Below are 17,704 nucleotides of genomic sequence, written 5' to 3'. Positions count from 1 at the left end.
TTTTTTATTTATCTGGCAGCAACGCAAGCGAGCGCTGTTAACGTCGGAATGCCCTGTAGGGGGCCGCCAGTGGATCGCCGATGAACAATCCTTGTGCCGGCCACGCCACACTTCCCCAGTACGCTTCCAACGCCGTCATACCCGTCAGGTAGCGCCGCAACAAGACTGTCGAATTCGGGAATTTCTGCCAATAGTTACACGGTTCACTGACGGTACCGTAGCTAGCTGTCGCGCCCGCCTCCAGCCAGCGCTGGCTGCTCATTTGCGCCGTCCCCTGCAGATCGCCACCGAACGAAGTCAGGTGATCCGCCAGGGCGCCTGGCAGAAAGCGCAAGGTATCGAGCTTGGCGACCTTGGCCATGCCGGTCTGGTAGACCATGATGTCCTGTGCACCGTCGAGCACATCAGCCTTCAGATTCTTGACCGTCAGCTTGCGCTGGCGAACGATCCCGGCAGGCGGGAAAAAAGCGGCACGACTGTTGCGCGCATTTTCGCTGGTGGTCAGATAATACGCGCTGGCGGCGGGCACGGAAAAACCGCTGACCGTCCCGCGATCCACCACAGCCTTGGCCTCTTCCACAAAATCGATGGGCAGCAACATGGACAGGCGCATGCCCATCTGCGTAAATGGCTGCGGCACATTGCTGTTGAAATACGTGCTGGGCTTGCCGGCGTCACACGTCTTGGCGCATTGCCCCGCATCGTAGCCCAGGGTATAGGCGGAAGTGATGGAATTGCATTCGACCGCGTAAGGCGCGCTCCACACCATCAGCACGGCCTGGATATGGGGCTTCAATTGCGCGTCAATGCGCTCCTTCAATTGCGCGAACTGATCCATGCTGAGCTTGCGCGGGCGATTCGGGATATTCACGTGCACAACGTTCGCAGGCGGGATGCCATGCGCCTGGCGGTAATATTCACCCACCACGATACTGTTTGGTTCGGCATCATTGATCACGACTGCCAATTGCAGCGCATTCAATCCTGGCGGCATGGATGGTGCATCGGCATGGGCGATGCCGGCAGCCAGCGCCAGCGAAAGGAAGAGAGATTTATGCAAGGTCAATATCGCCGTTGAAGAAGATCGAAGCCGCCATGTGGCGGCCGCCAGCTATGCCCGATGATTATAGCGCCCAGCAATCGACAGGCGAAAAAAATGGAGGCCGCAGCCTCCATTTCATCAATGCAACAGACGCGCTCAGGCTTGCAGCTTGCGGCGGCGCGCCGCGAAGCCGACCAGGCCCAGGCCGGCCAGCAGCATGCCGTAGGTTTCCGGTTCCGGCACCGGCGTTACCGCCAGGTTGCCGCTATAGCTGCCACCAGCGGACGAGGCCACATAGCCGTCGATCTGCAGGAAGTAATTGCCGGTCGCCAGCGGCGTGCCGCCCGATACCAAACTCCAGGCCTGGTCCTGCGCCGTATAGTTGATCAGATCGAGCGTACCCTGAAACAGTACGCCGCCGGCATTGCGCAGGCTGAAGCCGGTCAAGGTCAGGCCGGAATTGGCGCTGGGCTTGAGCGAGGTTGCCAGTGCGCTCAGGTCATTGAAACCCGTTACGCTAAAGGTATATTTGTCGCTGAAAAAGTTATTTTGCGCGCCAGCCAACTGGCCTGCCGCCAGCGAGAAAGAACCCAGCAACTCAGCGCTCGAGTAATCGAGCAAGTCTTGCGTCAGATCTACCGGTGCATGGCTGATATCGACCGGAGCGGCGTGGGCCGCCAGGCTGCTGCCGGCAAACATGGCTGCCACGAACAGGGATTGAAGAAATTTTTTCATACTTTTCACCAAGAGTGCTGCGGCCAGCTCAGGCTGGCCGCGGGATAAAATGCGAATGGAGGGGCAAACGGACGCCGTTCGCCGTGCTCAGCCGGCGTTCTGGCGACGGCGCGCCATGAAGCCCAGCAGACCCAGGCCAGCGAGCAGCATGGCATACGTGCCAGGCTCAGGCACGGCCGACACCAGGCTGCCGTTGGCACTGAAAGCGGCGCCCGTGTTCGACACGACATTGCCGCTGACTTTCAGGTAGTAGGAACCGGCTGCCAGATTCGCGTACGACAAGGTCCACTTGTCGTCGATGCCGCTCAGCAGTTGATCGCCTCCCAGCAATTGCGCATTGTTGACGCTGCTGTACAAGCCAAAACCCGTCAGGTTCAGGCCATTCAAGGCGCTGCTGCTGCGCGACGTCAAGACCAGGCTCAGATCGCTGGCGTGCGCCAAGTCAAACGTAAACAAATCATTGAAGAAATTGTTTTTCTGATTATTCTTGAACTTGTCGCTGAACGTCAATGAACCACCCGTGGACAGCTTCACGGCACCTGGCAGCGAACTGATGTCCACCGGCGCGGCAAAAGCTGCCTGCGAGAATACAGCTGAACCGGCAAACGCCAGCGTTGCGAGCACCGAGCAAATATTTTTCTTCATGCGATTCCACCAACGTAACTGCGGGTAGCGTTGCACCCGCATGTATTTATCTAATCAAACCAGGCAGAATCATAGCATAAAGCAATGTTTTATGTTAACTATTGTTTAATGAAAAGTTACTTTATAGCATCATTCTTAAAGACAATAGTTTCACGGTGCAGATATCTTAAAAACCGCGCATCAGGCGCGCTGGTAGACATCCTCCAGCCGCACGATGTCGTCTTCGCCCAGATAGCTGCCCGATTGCACTTCGATCAGGTGCAGCGGTAATTTACCCGGGTTTTCCAGCCGGTGCGTCATACCGATGGGAATGTACGTCGATTCGTTTTCCGTCAGCAAAGTCACCTTCTCGCCGCAGGTGACGCTGGCCGTGCCGCTGACGACCACCCAGTGCTCGGCGCGGTGATGGTGCATCTGCAAGGACAGCTTGCCGCCCGGATTGACCGTGATGCGCTTGACCTGGAAGCGCTCGCCGATATCGATGCCTTCATAGCTGCCCCATGGGCGGTACACCTTGCGGTGCTGCACGTGTTCGCTGCGCCCCGCCTGCTTCAAGTGATCGACCACCTGTTTCACGCGCTGCACCTGGTCCTTGTGTGCCACCAGGATGGCGTCGTCCGTTTCCACCACGATCAAGTCCTGCACGCCCAGCACGGCCACCATGCGGCGCTCGGCGCGCACCAGGCAATTGCTCACGCCGTCGAGATACACGTCGCCGCGCACCACGTTGCCGTTGGCATCACCGTGCTGCACTTCCCACAGGGCCGACCAGGAACCGACATCGCTCCAGCCGATGGCGGCCGGCAGCACCACCGCATGCGCCGTATACTCCATGACGGCATAGTCGATCGAATCGGACGGGCAGGCGGCGAAGGCCTTCTCTTCCAGGCGGCAGAAATCGAGGTCGCGGTAGCCGTCGCGCACAGCTGCCTCACAGGCGGCCAGCATGGCGGGCTGAAATTGCCCCAGTTCGCCCAGATAACGTTCGGCGCGGAACATGAACATGCCGCTGTTCCAGAAATAATTGCCGACAGCCAGGAACGACTGCGCCGTGGCCAGGTCCGGCTTTTCCACGAAACGCTCGACCTTGCAACCGATGGCGCCAGGGCTCACGGGCGTGCCGCTGCGGATATAGCCATAGCCCGTCTCCGGCGCCGTCGGCACGATGCCGAAGGTGGCCAGCGCGCCGTCGGCCGCCAGCAGCGCCGCCTCGGCGATGGACTGGTGAAACGCGGCCACGTCAGTGATGACATGGTCGGCAGGCAAGACCAGCATCAGCGCCTGCGGGTCGATGGCCAGCAGGTATTGCGCGGCCACGGCCACGGCCGGCGCCGTGTTGCGCCCTACCGGTTCGAGCAAGATACCCAGCGGCGGCAAGCCGATCTCGCGCAGCTGCTCGGCCACCATGAAGCGGTGCTCATTGCCGCACACCACCAGCGGAGGCATGACTTCAAACTCGGCCAGCGCGCTGTCGCCGGCACGGCGGTTCGACAGGCTGCTCACACGCAGCGCCGTTTCCTGCAACATGGTCTTGTCCGTTACCAGCGGCAACAGTTGCTTGGGCAGCACGGCGCGCGACAGCGGCCACAAACGGGTGCCCGAACCGCCGGACAGGATGACTGGGTAAATTTTCATGGTTTCATTTCAAAAGCAGTTTATTGAGGAGCATGCACGCTCGACACTATAATCGTTCAGGCGATCAGCATGCCACCCAGCACGCCGCGCGCGGCGCTTTTGTCCGGCGCTATCAGCCGCCATCCTTGCTCAAGGTCACGGGAACGGCGGGCGCGGCGGCGGGAAACAGGCGCGCATACGCGGCCAGCAGCTTGGGCGCTTCATATTCCCACTCCAGCTCGTTGATCACGCGATGGCGGCCAAACGCGCCCATCTGCTCGCGGCGGGTCGGGTCGTCGAGCAATTCGACGATCTTGCGCGCCATGTCGATAGGGTCGTTCTTCAAGGCATACAGCGACGCCTGCTGCGCCGACACCTTGCCTTCGACCAGGTCGAATTGCACGATCGGCTTGCCCAATGCCATGTATTCCATGATCTTGTTCATGGTCGACTTGTCGTTCATGTCGTTGGCCACGTCCGGGTTCACGCATACGTCGGACGTATTGAGCATTTCCAGCAATTGCTGGTCCGGCACGCGTCCCGTGAACGTCACGTAGTCGGCGATGCCCATGTCCTGCGCCATCTGCTTCATCTGTTCCAGCGACGTGCCGCCGCCGACCAGGCCGAAGTGCACATCCTCGCGCTTCAAGGTCTGCACGATGTATTGCGCCGCCTGCAGCAGCAGATCGATGCCTTCCTGCGCCCCCATCACACCGACATAGCCGACCAGATAGGTGCGGCCCTTCTTGAGCTCCGGCACGGGCGGCAGCACGCGCAAGCGGTCCAGCTTGGGTCCGCTGCGCACCACGTAGACATCCTCGGGCTTCATGCCGCCCCGCTCGATGGCGATCTTCTTGTACGACTCGTTGGTGGCGATCGACACGTCGGCGCTCTGGAACGACCAGCGCTCGAACAGCACCATCAGTTTATAAAAGAAATCGCGCCGGCCGAACTTGGCTTCGTACAGCTCCGGATTGATGTCGTGGTGGTCGAACAGGAAACGCTTGCCCATCGTCAACTTGAAGAAGCCGCCGATGAGGAACAGCAGGTCGGGCGGATTGCAGGCGTGGATGACGTCGAAGCCGCGCGCGAAGTGCACTTTCCACGCCAGGCGGAAAGTGTGGAACAGCGCCAGCGAATATTCGACCAGGTACCCCTTCGCCCCTTCCGCTTCCAGCGGCAGGTTGTAGCGGTAGATATGGATGCCGTCGATGGCTTCGTAGCGCGACTCGTAGCCCTTGCCCGTCGGGCAGATGATCGACACTTCGTAGCCATTCGCATGCAGGGTGGTCGCTTCCTGCCACACGCGCCGGTCGAATGGCGACGGCAGGTTTTCCACCAGGATCAGCACACGGCGCGGCTGCCCTGCCACGTGATTACCAGCAGATGCCGTCATATTGTTCTCCACTTTGATCCTTGCTGATGCGCACCAGGTCGACGATGTGCTGGTGCGGCTTGAGGCTGCCAGGCACGGTCTTGAACTCGGCCGCGCCATTGCCGATGACGATGGTGTCGGCAAAATCGAGCACGTCCTGCATATTCGTCACCATCAGCTTGGAAATGTGCGGGATGTGGTTGAGGATGTAATCCTGGTTGGCGCCCGTCAAGGCGGCCAGGTTGACGTTCTTGTCGTACAGCTTCAGCTCGTAGCCCTTGCCCAGCAAGTATTCGATGACGTCGACCAGCGGCGACTCGCGCAAGTCGTCCGTGCCGGCCTTGAACGAAAAGCCCAGGATGCCCACCTTGCGCGCGCCCTTGTCGACGATCATCTTGATGCCTTTTTCCACTTGCCGCTGGTTCGACGGCAGGATGGAATTGAGCAGAGGCAAATCGAGGTCCAGGCTGCGCGCCTTGTAGGTCAGCGCGCGCACGTCTTTCGGCAGGCAGGAGCCGCCGAAGGCGAAGCCCGGCTTCATGTAGTACGGCGACAGGTTCAGCTTGGTGTCCTGGCAGAAGATTTCCATCACCTTGTGGCCATCGATGCCGACGGCCTTGCAGATGTTGCCGATTTCATTGGCGAACGCCACCTTGACGGCATGCCAGGTATTGTCCGTGTACTTGACCATCTCGGCCGTTTCCACGTCCGTGCGCACCAGCGGCGCATCCATCTTTTCATACAGCTGCACCAGCAGCGCGCCAGCCTTTTCATCGGACTCGCCAATCACCGTCTTCGGCGGATTGTAGTAATCGTAGACAGCCGTGCCTTCGCGCAAGAATTCCGGGTTGTTGCACACGCCGAAATCGACGCCGGCCACCTTGCCCGAGGCCGCTTCCAGGGTAGGAATGACGAGCGAACGCATGGAGCCTGGCAGCATGGTCGAGCGCGCCACGACGACGTGGAAACTGTCTTTTTCGCGGATAGCGGCGCCGATCTCCTGGCACACCTTGCGCACGTGGCTCAGGTCCAGGTTGCCATTGAGCTGCGAAGGCGTACCCACGCAGATGAGCGACATGTCCGAGCTGAAGACGGCGTCGCGCACGTCGAACGTGGCGCGCAAGTGGCCGCTTTTCACGGTGGCGGCGATCATCTCGCCGATGTCTTTTTCGATGATGGGCGTGGTGCCCTGGTTAATCAGCTCCACCTTGGTCCTGTTCGGATCGACGCCGATCACTTCATGCCCATCCGTTGCCAGGCAACCGGCAGAGACCGCACCCACGTAGCCGAGGCCAAAAATACTGATTTTCAAAATATGCTCCCTTAATAATTAGCCGGCGAATCAGCCGGCGACGCCTGCGGCATCAGCTCGATGTGCGTCACGATTTCAGTTGTTCCCTGCACCCTCATGCGCCAGGCGGCACTGGCAATCGGTGATTTCTCGTCGAAGCGGCGCGATATCCAGCCGCCAGGCGGTGTATCGCTACCGCGCAATACGTCCAGCGTTCCATGCGAACAGCGCATGCGCAATCCGGACCGCAATCCCTGTACCCGCAATTGCCCCTCGTCAACGGTCACCACGCAGTGGTCGCCGAACTGCCAATGCACGGAAATATCATGTACATTTGTACATTGTAATATGTCTTTTACAACAATGCATTTATTATTAAAGTTGAACTCGATACGACGCCGGTGCAGCACGGGATCGGCCAGGCGGCCGTAGCCATCGTGTTCGCCCTCGAAAACTTGCACTTCGGAATCCGTTTCATGAGCAATCATGCGCGCATTGGCTTTTTTCAGCCACATGAAATTGCCGCCGATTTCAGACTGGTCCAGGCCGTCGACGGCTACCGTGTTATGCGCGGGTGTGCTGCGGAAGTAATCGCGCCATTTTTTTTGCGTGTGATAGGCGTAGGTGCCTGGATCGGTGAGCAACTCTTCCCCGCTCACGGAGAGGGTAAATGCCAGCGCATCGGCATGCCCATGCGCGGCAATGGACAGATAGCCGAGCGGTGCGCAATCGGCCACCAGGCGCACCTCATCGGGCGTGCCGAAATGGCTGCCAAGCAGGAAATAGCCGCCTTCGGGAAACGCCATGACGGGCGCTTCGGCCCCGCTGGCGTCGAGCGCCTGCCATTGTCGCAAACCCGCCACACCGAACAGCCAGCGGTTCTTGTCGTCAAAATGGCCGGCCTTGCGTTTGAAGTCGGCGCGGCCAAACAACACGGCACAGCTGGCCAGCAGCGAACGGTAGCGATGCCAGCCATCGTCGTGCGCCAGGCGCACCATCTGCGCATCGTCGGCATCGCCCGTCATCGGCACGTTGCCGTCCACGTCCATCAACGCGGCGATGAAATCGGCCAGGCGCTCCAGGCGCTGCAAGTACGCCGCGGAAAAGCCCGCGCCGTTGGCCTGCCCGATCCTCTGGCACAGCAGCATCATGTCCATCACTTCGTGCTGATAATAGACGGCTTGCTCGCGGTTCACGCCATCGGGCGTATTTTGCTTGAGCGCTTCCTCTTCCAGCCCCTTGCGCGCCAGCGCCTGCCATTTCGCACTTTCCGGCCAGCAAGGCCATACGCTACTGGCCACAAACAAACCCATGTATTCGCCGAACAGATGGTTGTTCGCCGACGAGTGGCGCGAAAAATAACCGGCGATGAAGTGCGCATGCTGGTAGATCGCCGCAAGCCACTGTTGCAGGAAACGCTGGCCCGCCTCGCCCTGGAACAGCGGCGACGCCAGGCCGCCCAGCAATTCCCAGGCGCAGGCCCAGTTCAGCAGGCGCAGCGCCAGCTCAAGCGAACTGGTCCAGTGCACGCCCATGGGATACGGGCATTGCTCGAACCACGACTGCAGCAAGCTACGCGCGCCATCGGCATAGCGCGGCTCGCCCGTCACTTTCCATGCCTGCGCCAGCGCCACCAGTTCCAGGTGCCGGTTCGGTTCCCACAAGTATTTGATATCGCCGACCACTTTTTCGTTGCGGTAATCGATCTGCTTGCCCAGGGTCAGCGGCGCCACCGTACCCGTCTTCGGGTCGCGGTTCCATTGCGGTGGGAAACCCAGTGCCGCGCCACGCAGGGCAAACACATTCCAGCGGCCCGCCAGCACGGCATCGGCCGCGGCGCGCAAGGCGGCGCTATCGATATCGCGGCCATCGCCAGCCAGGAATGGCAGGCCCATACGTTTCAATTGCGGTGCCGGCACGCTGCGCAGCAAGCCGATGCCAAACTTGCTGGCCTTCTTTTGCAGCAATTGCTGCACGCGCCAGGCAATTTCGGGGGCGCCCATCAATTTCAAACGGTTGATTTTCCATGCTAACGATGTCATACGGCATTCAACCCCAAGTCGGTATACATTTGTTCCAGGCGCGGCAAGACCGCCGCCGTGGAAAACTGACGTTCCACCTTGCTGCGTCCCGCAGCGCCCATTCTTTGCGCCAGCGCATCGTCTTCCAGCAAGCGTGCGATCCGCTCGGCAAGTCCCTTGACGTCGCCGGGCGCGAGCAGGTATCCCTCCACCCCATCTTGTATTGCCTCGGGAATGCCGCCGATCGCCGTGGCAATCACGGGCACGCCGCAGGCCATCGCCTCCAAAATGCTCATCGGCAAGCCTTCAAAATACGAAGGCAAGACGTAGATGCGGCAACTATTGAGCAGGCGCGTCTTTTGCTCGCCCTGTACCCAGCCCAGCAAGTCGACGTGCGGCGCCACCCCCAGCGCATCGGCCTGTTGCTGCACGGCACTACGATCGCCATCGCCGCCTAAGGCCAGGTGCAGCGATGGACAACGCTGAGTCAATTCGGCGCATGCCTGCAGCAGGTCATCTACCCCCTTGGCCTGGCCTAGTTTACCCAGGAACAACACGCTTCCCGCTTGCCGCGCAGACCATGGCGCGGCAATGGGCGGCAAGGACACGGGATTGAACATGATCTCGACATGCGGATTGCGGCTCATGCCGCGCACCCAGGCCTGCCAGCCGCTCGACAATACCAGCACGCGCGACGCATGATTGAAAATGTAGCGGATATAGGCGCGCCGCAAGGGACCGCACTGCCGCTCGTAAAAAGCGGCAAAGCCGCCGCCATGCAAGTGCACAATGCTGGGCACGCGGCACAGGAAGGCCAGCAGGAAAAATCCCGACTTGCGCCAGAAGCTCGCGTGCGAGGCGACATGCACGTGGATCAGGCCCACCTGTCCGCTCAGCAGCATACCCAGGAAGCGCGCATAGGCCCAGAGCATGATGCGCAGTTTGGCCATGGGTCCGCCATCGCAATGCGTGGCCAGGTAATGCACACGATAGCGCTCGAACAGGCCGGCGCCCTCGTACACGCGCGCCACGGCGGCAATGCCGCCCATGGTGCTCAGGCTGGTGCCGACCATCAGAATTTTTTTCATGTCGAATCCGGTAATTTTGTCATTTTCCGCCAGCCGGCGGGGCGCTAGCCATTTGCCCGGGCACTCGTCTCATTGACCACCCAACGGAATTTCCCCGCCGCCGTATTGGGCAAGTCCACCTTCAGTACCACATCCACGCTGACGCCGGAATCGACCATGGTATGGATATTGTCGAGCAGCTTGCGCTTGTCGCTGTCGGAAAAGGCGGGGCCGGGCAGCAGGCGCACTTCCCAGCGCGCAGCACCCACTTGCGCCACTTGCGACTTGAGGATGTTGTCGACGCCCTTGAAGGCAAACGTCAGGACCGATGGGCTGATCACCGCACCGCCGCTGCCGGTGATGCTGTCCTCAAATTTGCCGGTAACGGGCTCGATCATGGGAAAGGGCCTGCCGCAATCGCAGCGGCCGGGCTTCCAGCGGGTCCGGTCGCTGAGCCGGTAACGCAGCAGCGGCATGGCCAGATTATGATAAGTCGTTCCCACCACGAAGCCTTCTCCGTCCGTTGCCTCGCCATGCTCGTCCAGGATTTCAACATGCGAATAATCACTGTTCAAATGCATGTTTCCATGTTCGCATTCGGTAGCGAACGCCACGCGCTCCGCCATGCCATACATATCCATGATGGTGGCGCCCAGGCGCTCGACGATCAATGCACGCTGATGCGGATACAGCGGTTCCGATGCCGTAAAGACATACGGAATGGATAGCCGGCGTCCTCGCCGCTGCAAGAAGCCGGCCAGCGTGTAGGCAGTCGATGGATAGGCTTGCAACATGGCAGGCGCCGCCTGTTCCAGGCGATCGATGATCGCATCGGCATGCGCCTCGGTCAGGTGCCGCGACGACAGCAACAACTGGCGGTTATAGCGGTTCCAGAACCAGAATGGCGGACTGGTCTGGTTGATGCCGGCCACCATGTCGCCACGCAGGGTGGCGCGCGTCACCTGGGGCGTGTAGCCGGACCAGCTCCAGTGGCGCTGGATGAAGGCATTTTCCATCAGCACCGACTGCATGCTGCGAAAAATCGTCAGCGGCGTGCCGGTCGTGCCACTGGTCTGGCCAGCCGCCTGCCACGGCCGTTTGCGGCCCAGATGCGGGTACAGCGCGGCGCGGTGCGCCAGCAGGGTCGCCTTCTCGATCACGGGAAAATGCTCGCGCAATACCTGTGCCGCCTGGGCTGGCGTAAAACCGGTCGGCATGGCCGCGTAATGCGGCAGCGTTCGTATGGCGTGCCGCATGCTCGCATGCAGGCGCAGCTGGGAATAGTGCGACAGCTCGTCGACGCTCATGCGCTCATGTACAGCGAGGCGGTCCATGGCACGCCGCAACAAAAAATTATCGCGCAACATGGCTCGCATGCCGAAGCGCAGTTCGTTCTTGATTGAAGACATAGTCACAATGGCTCCCGCAACGGGGTATCCGATAGGAGTGGAATGGAAGGCATCAGCTCAGCAGGAAACGATGTATTTCTTCACCTGGACTGCCGACCTTGGCCAGGCGGGATTCAGCTTGCATGATCGCATCGCTCAATGCTTTCCGGAATGTGGCGTCCTCGACGGCACGCTCGAGGGTCGCGCGCATGGCCTCGACATCGTCATGCGGGACGAAGCCCGGATAATCGCTGCCCAGATAAGCCTCGATCGCCTCATGGCGCGTCGCCACCAGCGGTTTGCGGTTGCGTAACACCCGCAACAGCACGCTTTGCCCGCAGGCCTCGCCCTGGCTTTTCAAGGGCATGGCAACCACGCGGCTGGCGGCAAGCAGGCTCTCGAACTGCGCCTCCGGCAAATCGAGGTGCAGGGTCATGCGCGACTGCGCCGGCACGGAGACATGATTGCGTTCCGCAGCCACCACCACCAGCGGGGCGCTGACGCCCGCCATGGCCTGCAACAGCAAGTCATAGTCGCGGTTGGAATAACCGCCGGCGAACACATAGTCGCCCTCGACCGCTGCCGCAGCGCCGCCAAAACCATAGAGTTCCTGCCGCCACAGGTGAAAATACACGTCTTGCGGCGCCATGCCGACGGCCTGGATCAAATTATCCCCCTCCCCTTTCGAGAAGGCGATAAAGCCCATTCCGGGGAAGCGCAGTGCGCGCCAGAGCAGGTTGAGACCACGGCGCGCCCGCACCGAATGGACGAAACACGCCATCACCAGCAGTTTGCGCGGGCGCTTCACCAGGCCGCAGCGTATCATCGCCAGGATGGGTAGCGCCTGCCAACCGATCAGCAGCACGATATCATCGCTGCCCCACAGCTTGCGCACGCCCCACAGCTTGGGCGACACCATGGCTGCCAGGATCGACAGTTTTCCGCGAAACGACGAGCCACGGCCACGTTCCGGCCCCATGTTACTGACGTGGGCCCCCTGCTGCTGCAGATAGGCGACAACGTCCTGGTAGCCGCCAGCTTGAGAAAGGATTATTTGAATCATCAGAAAACATTTTCAAAAAAACATTATCACATAGCATAGCGACATCGCCTAGCATTTTGCTGCAGTGCACAGAATTGTTACAATATTATGGCTTTTGAGCAACGCCTTCTTTGTACACGGCGGCGAGGCGGCTGGCCAGAACCCGGTAGCTGCGCTGTTCGTCAATAAAGGCCGGGCCAGCGGCCGCAAGCAGACGGGCGGCAGGCAGGTCGGCAAAAATGACGCCGATCTGCTCCGCCATCGCCTCGGCGGTGCTGGCCGCCAGGTAGCCGGCACCGCTGGCGCGCAACACATTTTCCTGATCCGGACTGTCATTGCCCACGCAAGGCATGCCCAGCGCAAGGTACTCGAGCAGCTTGGTTGGCGAACTGTAATCGAACAGCGCGCCGCGCGGCACATAGGAAAGCGCCACGTCGGCGCCACGCAGCAGGGCCAGCGCCTGCAGCGACGGCAGCCAGCCCGTCACATGAATGGCATCGGCAATACCAAGGCGCGCCGCGTAAGCCATCAAGGCGGGCACATCGGATGCCGTCGGCGAATCGCCGATGAATAGCAAGCGTGCCGATGGCTGGCGGCGGCGCAGAAGCAGCAGCGCATCGAGCAGCACAGTCAGCTCGCGCGAACTGTCCAGCGTGCCGAGATAAGCGAGCACGGGAACGTCTTCCCAGCCGGCCAGGCGGCGTGGCGCCAATGCATCCGCATGCAGCATTTCCATGTCGACACCCATCGGTACGGCCGTGATCTTATCTATAGCAATACCTCGTTCCACCATCAATTGCTTCATCGCTTCACTTTGCACAAAAACATGGTCTGCCCATTTCAGCACAAATTTGTACAGCAGAAAGCGTTCAACCAGCCCCTTCAGCAACACGATGTAGTAGCGCTTGCCCCTGCCAGCGGCAATTGAGGATCGGGCACGCGCGATGCGTCCTTCACTCATCAGAAATGATACCCAATATGCAAACCGGATACCCTTGCAACGGGCCATAAGCATCGTCAGCAGACCGATGGAGACCATATCTCGCACCTGGATCAAGTCACACTGCTTTTTACTGGTCGCCAATACACGGCCGAGGCACAGCTTGAAAAATGCCCACTCCCGGCGCAAGCGACCGGAATATTCGGCGGGGCGCACCTGTGTCATATAAGCACCTTCCACCAGCTCCCCCTTGCCAGCCCGCCCAACAATGTCACATATCACGCCATGAAGCGGCAGGTATTTACCGAAAAGGGTGGCCACATCGACACGGAAGGTTGGCAAGGGTTCAGGTACAAGTTGTAATAATCGAAATACTTTGTGTGATTTCAAGGCAAACATCCCATATAAGCCCGTCAATGAAAGACGCTGAAGAAAGATCGATGGCAGCTACGCGGCCATCGATCTCAAAGAACAGGCATATCATACCCGCGCCAAGGTAAATAATTAACAAAAAAGTTAGTTTCATTGACAAAAAAATCTCGCCTCTTCCCCACTTTCGCTTGCATTACCATTCCTCATTCGCACATAAAAAAAAACCTGCCGCAGCAGGTTTTTTTACAACGAATAAAGGATCTTTGGCCTATAACCGGGACTTCTTAGTTCGTAATCATGATCGTCTGTCCTCCAACCACCAACTGCTTGCCAGTGGCCGTGGTGGTTAAAGTAGTCTTCGGACGCTTGCAGCCGACATCGAGCAAAACAATGAATTCGCCAGTCTGCGCAACACCCGTTTTCACAAAGGCACCATGATCTTCGATTTTACCTGGGGCTGGCGGTGGCCCCGAGCGTGGCTGGTAGCTATTGGCCTCGCCGCCCAATGAAGTAATGCACAGGGTACGATCAACTTTGGTAATCTTCACGGCGGTTGCACTCTCCTTGGCGATCGGTCCGCCCGCATGCAGATTCCATTCGAAGGACAACGCTGTTGGCGCGGATAGCTTGTCCACCACCACCACCGCGTCTTGTCCACGCAAATACCATACCTTGCGCACCGCCGAAGTCAACGCTCCACCATAAGCTGGTGTCGCATCACCGGCTGCATAATCCAACGTCGGGGTCGTCGAAAATGCCGTGATCTTGCCATTTCGGCTCAGGTTATTGACGTTATCGTTGATTAGCTGGCCTACGCCATTATTGAACGTAATGGCATTATGCGATTTGGTCTGGCGATACCAAGACATGACCAGCGGCGAATAATAAAAGTCCTCATATCCGGACTCAATCAGCAGACGGCGCCCGCCACTATCGATCACCAGCGAGTTCTGATCGCCATGGCCATGATTATAGGAACCATAGGGACTGGATTTGAAGTACACGGACGTACGAGCACGGTCCGCCAGATTACTATGCATGGCTACCCAACCGATAGTTGGATACAGGGCAGCATTGGGTGGCGGCACAGGCGCCTCAGTCACTGTTTCAACAGGCAGAGGATAAGGCGCCTGAAACAAAGTCAGATCGGCCTCTTCGCCAACGATATTCTTGACATACCAGGCAGCCTGAGGTGTCTTGAAGCGCGATGCAAAACCCTTCAATACAAAATTATAGATATCACCCTCATGCTGATCGCCAAATACCTGTCCTGGCGCACCTGGCGGCAGGAAATGCATCAGATAACGCGCAAAACCATTACTCCACGGCTTGGTGAAAATATTCACTCCAGTCGCTTCAGCCATCGGCTGCCATAACTGCAGGGCATACTCAGTATTAAACATTGCGTAGGAGGTACCATTGGCATAGCCGCCCTCGGGACCACTCCAGGCATACACCGCGTTGACATAGGAACGGAAAGAGAAATCAAACCAGGTAGTTGCAGCAGGGATATCACCCATCGTGAGCGTGGAAATCACTGCCAGATAGCCGAGCGCTATCACGCCATGAGCATCGAAGGGGGTTTGATCTAATCTGTAATTATTTTTGATCAGATCAGCATACATGGGAGTGACCCGCGCAGTAATGGCCGCCATCCAGAGTGCTTTACGCTGCGGATCCTTGTTCAGCTCGACCGATAGCAAGTCCGCGGACTTAGCCAATGTCAACATGATGCTGCGTGTCGCCATATCATGATTGACATAACTGGTCATGCCCGCAGGATCAAGTACTGCCAACTGATCACCACGTGTCAGTGCTTCCTGCAGATACTTGTTTTCACCTGTCAGTTGATACAACAGTGCCGCACCCAACATTTGGTTGGTTGCGCTACCTATGGCTTGAGAAACCTGAGTGACATACGCCGTGCGCGCCGCGGATGGCGTGCTTGTCGTCACTGGCCAAAGTGAATCCGATGGCGCGGCCAGCGCACGGGTGCCACCCGGCATGAGACTGTTGACCTGTGCCGTAAGCCGAGTCAGGGCAGCCCCGCGCGCTGTGCGCATGGCCGGCGTCCATGCACTCAACGGCAGGAAATCTGCGCGCTGCTGGCGAGGGCGAGGATGCGCCAGCACTTTGCTCCTGATTAACTCGTTGTCAGGTACTTCGAACGTTTGTGAAGTGCTATCAATCGAAAAGGTGCGTGGCGTCGACCAATCGGTATTGGTACTGGGACGCACGCGCCAGCTGTACTGGCCGGCACCAAATGCCGTCGTCGGCAGGTAAAAGGTACGCTTGGTCGTGTAAGTGGCAAACACGACACCACTCTTTTGAACTTCAACAACATAGGACGGGGGCGCAGTTGTACCCGGATATTGTGCCCACGCAAACGCAGGCGGGTTTTGCGCCTGTATCTGCCGATCGACAGGCGCAGGCCGGACAATGAACACCTCTTTCGACTCGGCCCAATCAGCCTGGCTGGATCCAGCCATCACACTCAGCGCCAGCCCAAGGCCAACCGAAAAAAATAACTTATGATTAACCATTATTGGCTCCTACAAAAAACAATCGGATGCTACAGGAAGCGATATCGCCGCATCGGGCCTGTCAGGCTGCCGCATAAAATACAAACCGCATAATCTTCATGCATTAGCATCTAAGCGCTATTTCACCTGCTTCTTAATCGCCCAACTATACACCGGATATAAGATTATGGCGTTGTCCGAAGCCAACAATAGTCATAACAAGGGATAAAATAAAAAACTTCAGCACAACAATTGCAACAAACAAAACATTATAAGAAAATTTTATTTCTGATGAAATATTTCAAGATAAATTAAATGCGGCGAATGGAAAATGATAACTTAATGAAAATGTTTACATATTTCACCACATATTCCACAGCGACTAACCACATACTCTGAGAGCATAAAATATGAAAAGAGCACATATCCAATCTTAGGCAACGCGCGGGGTTATCAGTTTTGCAAACACAAACCGTCTCACCGCAGCCGTGTGCCGCTCGGTTAGGGCCCATAGGAGAATCGATGCACCATTAATGGCTAACAGATACAGCGTGAAACGCAGCACCGTATCGTAGCGAATAGGCTGTGGCAACGCCAGCTGAGGATCGAAACTCATGAGGCAAAAAGTCAATGGCAGGTGTAGTGCATACAAAGAAAAGCTGTAGCCGGAAAAAAAATCGGATATTCTTTTCAGATAATTTGCAGGAATATCCTTTGATATCATAACAAGGAAAACCGTAAAAAAACCAAGCGCGAAATCATAACCAAGGGCGTCTGGGTAAATACGTTTAAAAACAATAAACATAAAAAATGCGACAACAAGAAAAAAAGCCGCGAGGTAACGCCGCCGTATATTTTCGTAAAAACAATAAGCAGCCGCCCCCATCATCCAAATTACAAACATCATAAAATAGGTCAACGGCCTCCCCTCATCATTTGGTTTTGCCGAATAAATAAAAAGAAAACCGATAAAAAGAGTCAAAAGCACGCATAAAACTTTTATATTTCTCTTGAAAACAAATATACCGAAGACCGCCGGCAATAAGAGGTAATACCAGAATTCATTGGAAATACTCCATAGCGAAAGATTCGTCCCATACTGAAAACCGATAATCATTTGCATGAAGAATGCATTTAGTACAAATGTCTTGATAGAATCCGGTTCCAAGCTGCTCCACCACTCAGGAAAAAATGGAGTGCGGCTGGCCAGCAAAGCTTCTCCTCCACCGTAGCTGAAGGCCAGTCCATCGAGCAAGGCTGTCATTAATAAGGCGGGAAGGATCACTATCCACAATCGGGTCAATCTATCGATGAAATACTTGAACGAATCGAAGCGTTGTGATCGCATTGCCTCGATGACTGGCCCGCCAATCAGGAAACCACTCATGACAAAAAACATGATGACCGCTTTGTGGGCTCCGGAACTGCACAGGCCCACCAGCCATGCAAGCGCACCACCTGTGCCTTCCGCGTGGTCAAAGAAGAGGTAATTGGCATGCCCGATAACAACAGCTTGGGCAGCCAACGCACGCATTACGTTGAGCCAAATTGACGTATTCGAAGGAATTCTCTGCATAGACTAGCTCGACTAACGAAGGTTAAAAAAATTCGCCTCTCAAGCTGCAGGCATTCCGAGCCTTGCAAGCAGGG

13 protein-coding genes are annotated in these 17,704 nt (G+C 57.7%); all 13 read right to left on the bottom strand.

The features are described from left to right. Positions 1–37: 37 nt before the first annotated feature. The 13 genes from OPV09_RS08550 to OPV09_RS08490 all read right to left on the bottom strand — a co-directional run bounded on the left by OPV09_RS08550 (position 38) and on the right by OPV09_RS08490 (position 17,630). Positions 38–1,066: a TIGR03790 family protein gene (locus OPV09_RS08550; RefSeq protein ID WP_425324031.1), complete on the bottom strand. Its 1,029-nt coding sequence runs from the start codon at positions 1,064–1,066 to the stop codon at positions 38–40. Positions 1,067–1,198: 132 nt separating this feature from the next. Continuing rightward, positions 1,199–1,777, bottom strand: coding sequence for an FxDxF family PEP-CTERM protein (locus OPV09_RS08545; protein WP_338681225.1), 579 nt, complete (start codon positions 1,775–1,777; stop codon positions 1,199–1,201). Between the two features lie 87 nt (positions 1,778–1,864). After that, positions 1,865–2,422 carry an FxDxF family PEP-CTERM protein gene (locus OPV09_RS08540; protein WP_338681223.1) on the bottom strand — a complete coding sequence of 186 codons (558 nt, stop codon included), beginning with the start codon at positions 2,420–2,422 and terminating at the stop codon, positions 1,865–1,867. 180 nt (positions 2,423–2,602) lie between these two features. Then, positions 2,603–4,057 (bottom strand): mannose-1-phosphate guanylyltransferase/mannose-6-phosphate isomerase, encoded by a 1,455-nt coding sequence (locus tag OPV09_RS08535; RefSeq protein WP_338681221.1) that lies wholly within the window; start codon positions 4,055–4,057, stop codon positions 2,603–2,605. Positions 4,058–4,169: 112 nt separating this feature from the next. Further along, positions 4,170–5,432, bottom strand: coding sequence for a glycosyltransferase family 4 protein (locus tag OPV09_RS08530; RefSeq protein ID WP_051991202.1), 1,263 nt, complete (start codon positions 5,430–5,432; stop codon positions 4,170–4,172). Then, positions 5,413–6,723, bottom strand: coding sequence for a nucleotide sugar dehydrogenase (locus OPV09_RS08525; protein WP_034751648.1), 1,311 nt, complete (start codon positions 6,721–6,723; stop codon positions 5,413–5,415). The genes OPV09_RS08530 and OPV09_RS08525 overlap by 20 nt, the downstream gene beginning before the upstream one ends. An 11-nt stretch (positions 6,724–6,734) precedes the next feature. Then, a complete protein-coding gene (locus tag OPV09_RS08520; RefSeq protein ID WP_338681218.1) occupies positions 6,735–8,744 on the bottom strand; it encodes an alginate lyase family protein in 2,010 nt (669 codons plus the stop codon). Next, complete coding sequence (locus tag OPV09_RS08515) at positions 8,741–9,811, bottom strand: glycosyltransferase family 4 protein (protein WP_338681217.1); 1,071 nt, start codon at positions 9,809–9,811, stop codon at positions 8,741–8,743. The genes OPV09_RS08520 and OPV09_RS08515 overlap by 4 nt, the downstream gene beginning before the upstream one ends. Positions 9,812–9,855: 44 nt before the next feature. Next, on the bottom strand, positions 9,856–11,205 hold the full coding sequence (locus tag OPV09_RS08510; RefSeq protein WP_139248376.1) for a phenylacetate--CoA ligase family protein: 1,350 nt from the start codon (positions 11,203–11,205) through the stop codon (positions 9,856–9,858). Between the two features lie 46 nt (positions 11,206–11,251). After that, positions 11,252–12,241: a hypothetical protein gene (locus tag OPV09_RS08505; RefSeq protein ID WP_338681216.1), complete on the bottom strand. Its 990-nt coding sequence runs from the start codon at positions 12,239–12,241 to the stop codon at positions 11,252–11,254. Positions 12,242–12,326: 85 nt separating this feature from the next. Continuing rightward, a complete protein-coding gene (locus OPV09_RS08500; protein ID WP_161781483.1) occupies positions 12,327–13,550 on the bottom strand; it encodes a glycosyltransferase in 1,224 nt (407 codons plus the stop codon). 266 nt (positions 13,551–13,816) lie between these two features. Continuing rightward, positions 13,817–16,075: a DUF4962 domain-containing protein gene (locus tag OPV09_RS08495; protein WP_072454476.1), complete on the bottom strand. Its 2,259-nt coding sequence runs from the start codon at positions 16,073–16,075 to the stop codon at positions 13,817–13,819. A gap of 412 nt (positions 16,076–16,487) precedes the next feature. Further along, complete coding sequence (locus OPV09_RS08490; RefSeq protein WP_081368173.1) at positions 16,488–17,630, bottom strand: acyltransferase family protein; 1,143 nt, start codon at positions 17,628–17,630, stop codon at positions 16,488–16,490. Positions 17,631–17,704 lie beyond the last annotated feature (74 nt).

This window comes from Janthinobacterium sp. TB1-E2 (assembly GCF_036885605.1).
GTDB classification, from domain to species: domain Bacteria; phylum Pseudomonadota; class Gammaproteobacteria; order Burkholderiales; family Burkholderiaceae_D; genus Janthinobacterium; species Janthinobacterium aestuarii.
This window is presented reverse-complemented; position numbering and strand designations above follow the sequence as displayed.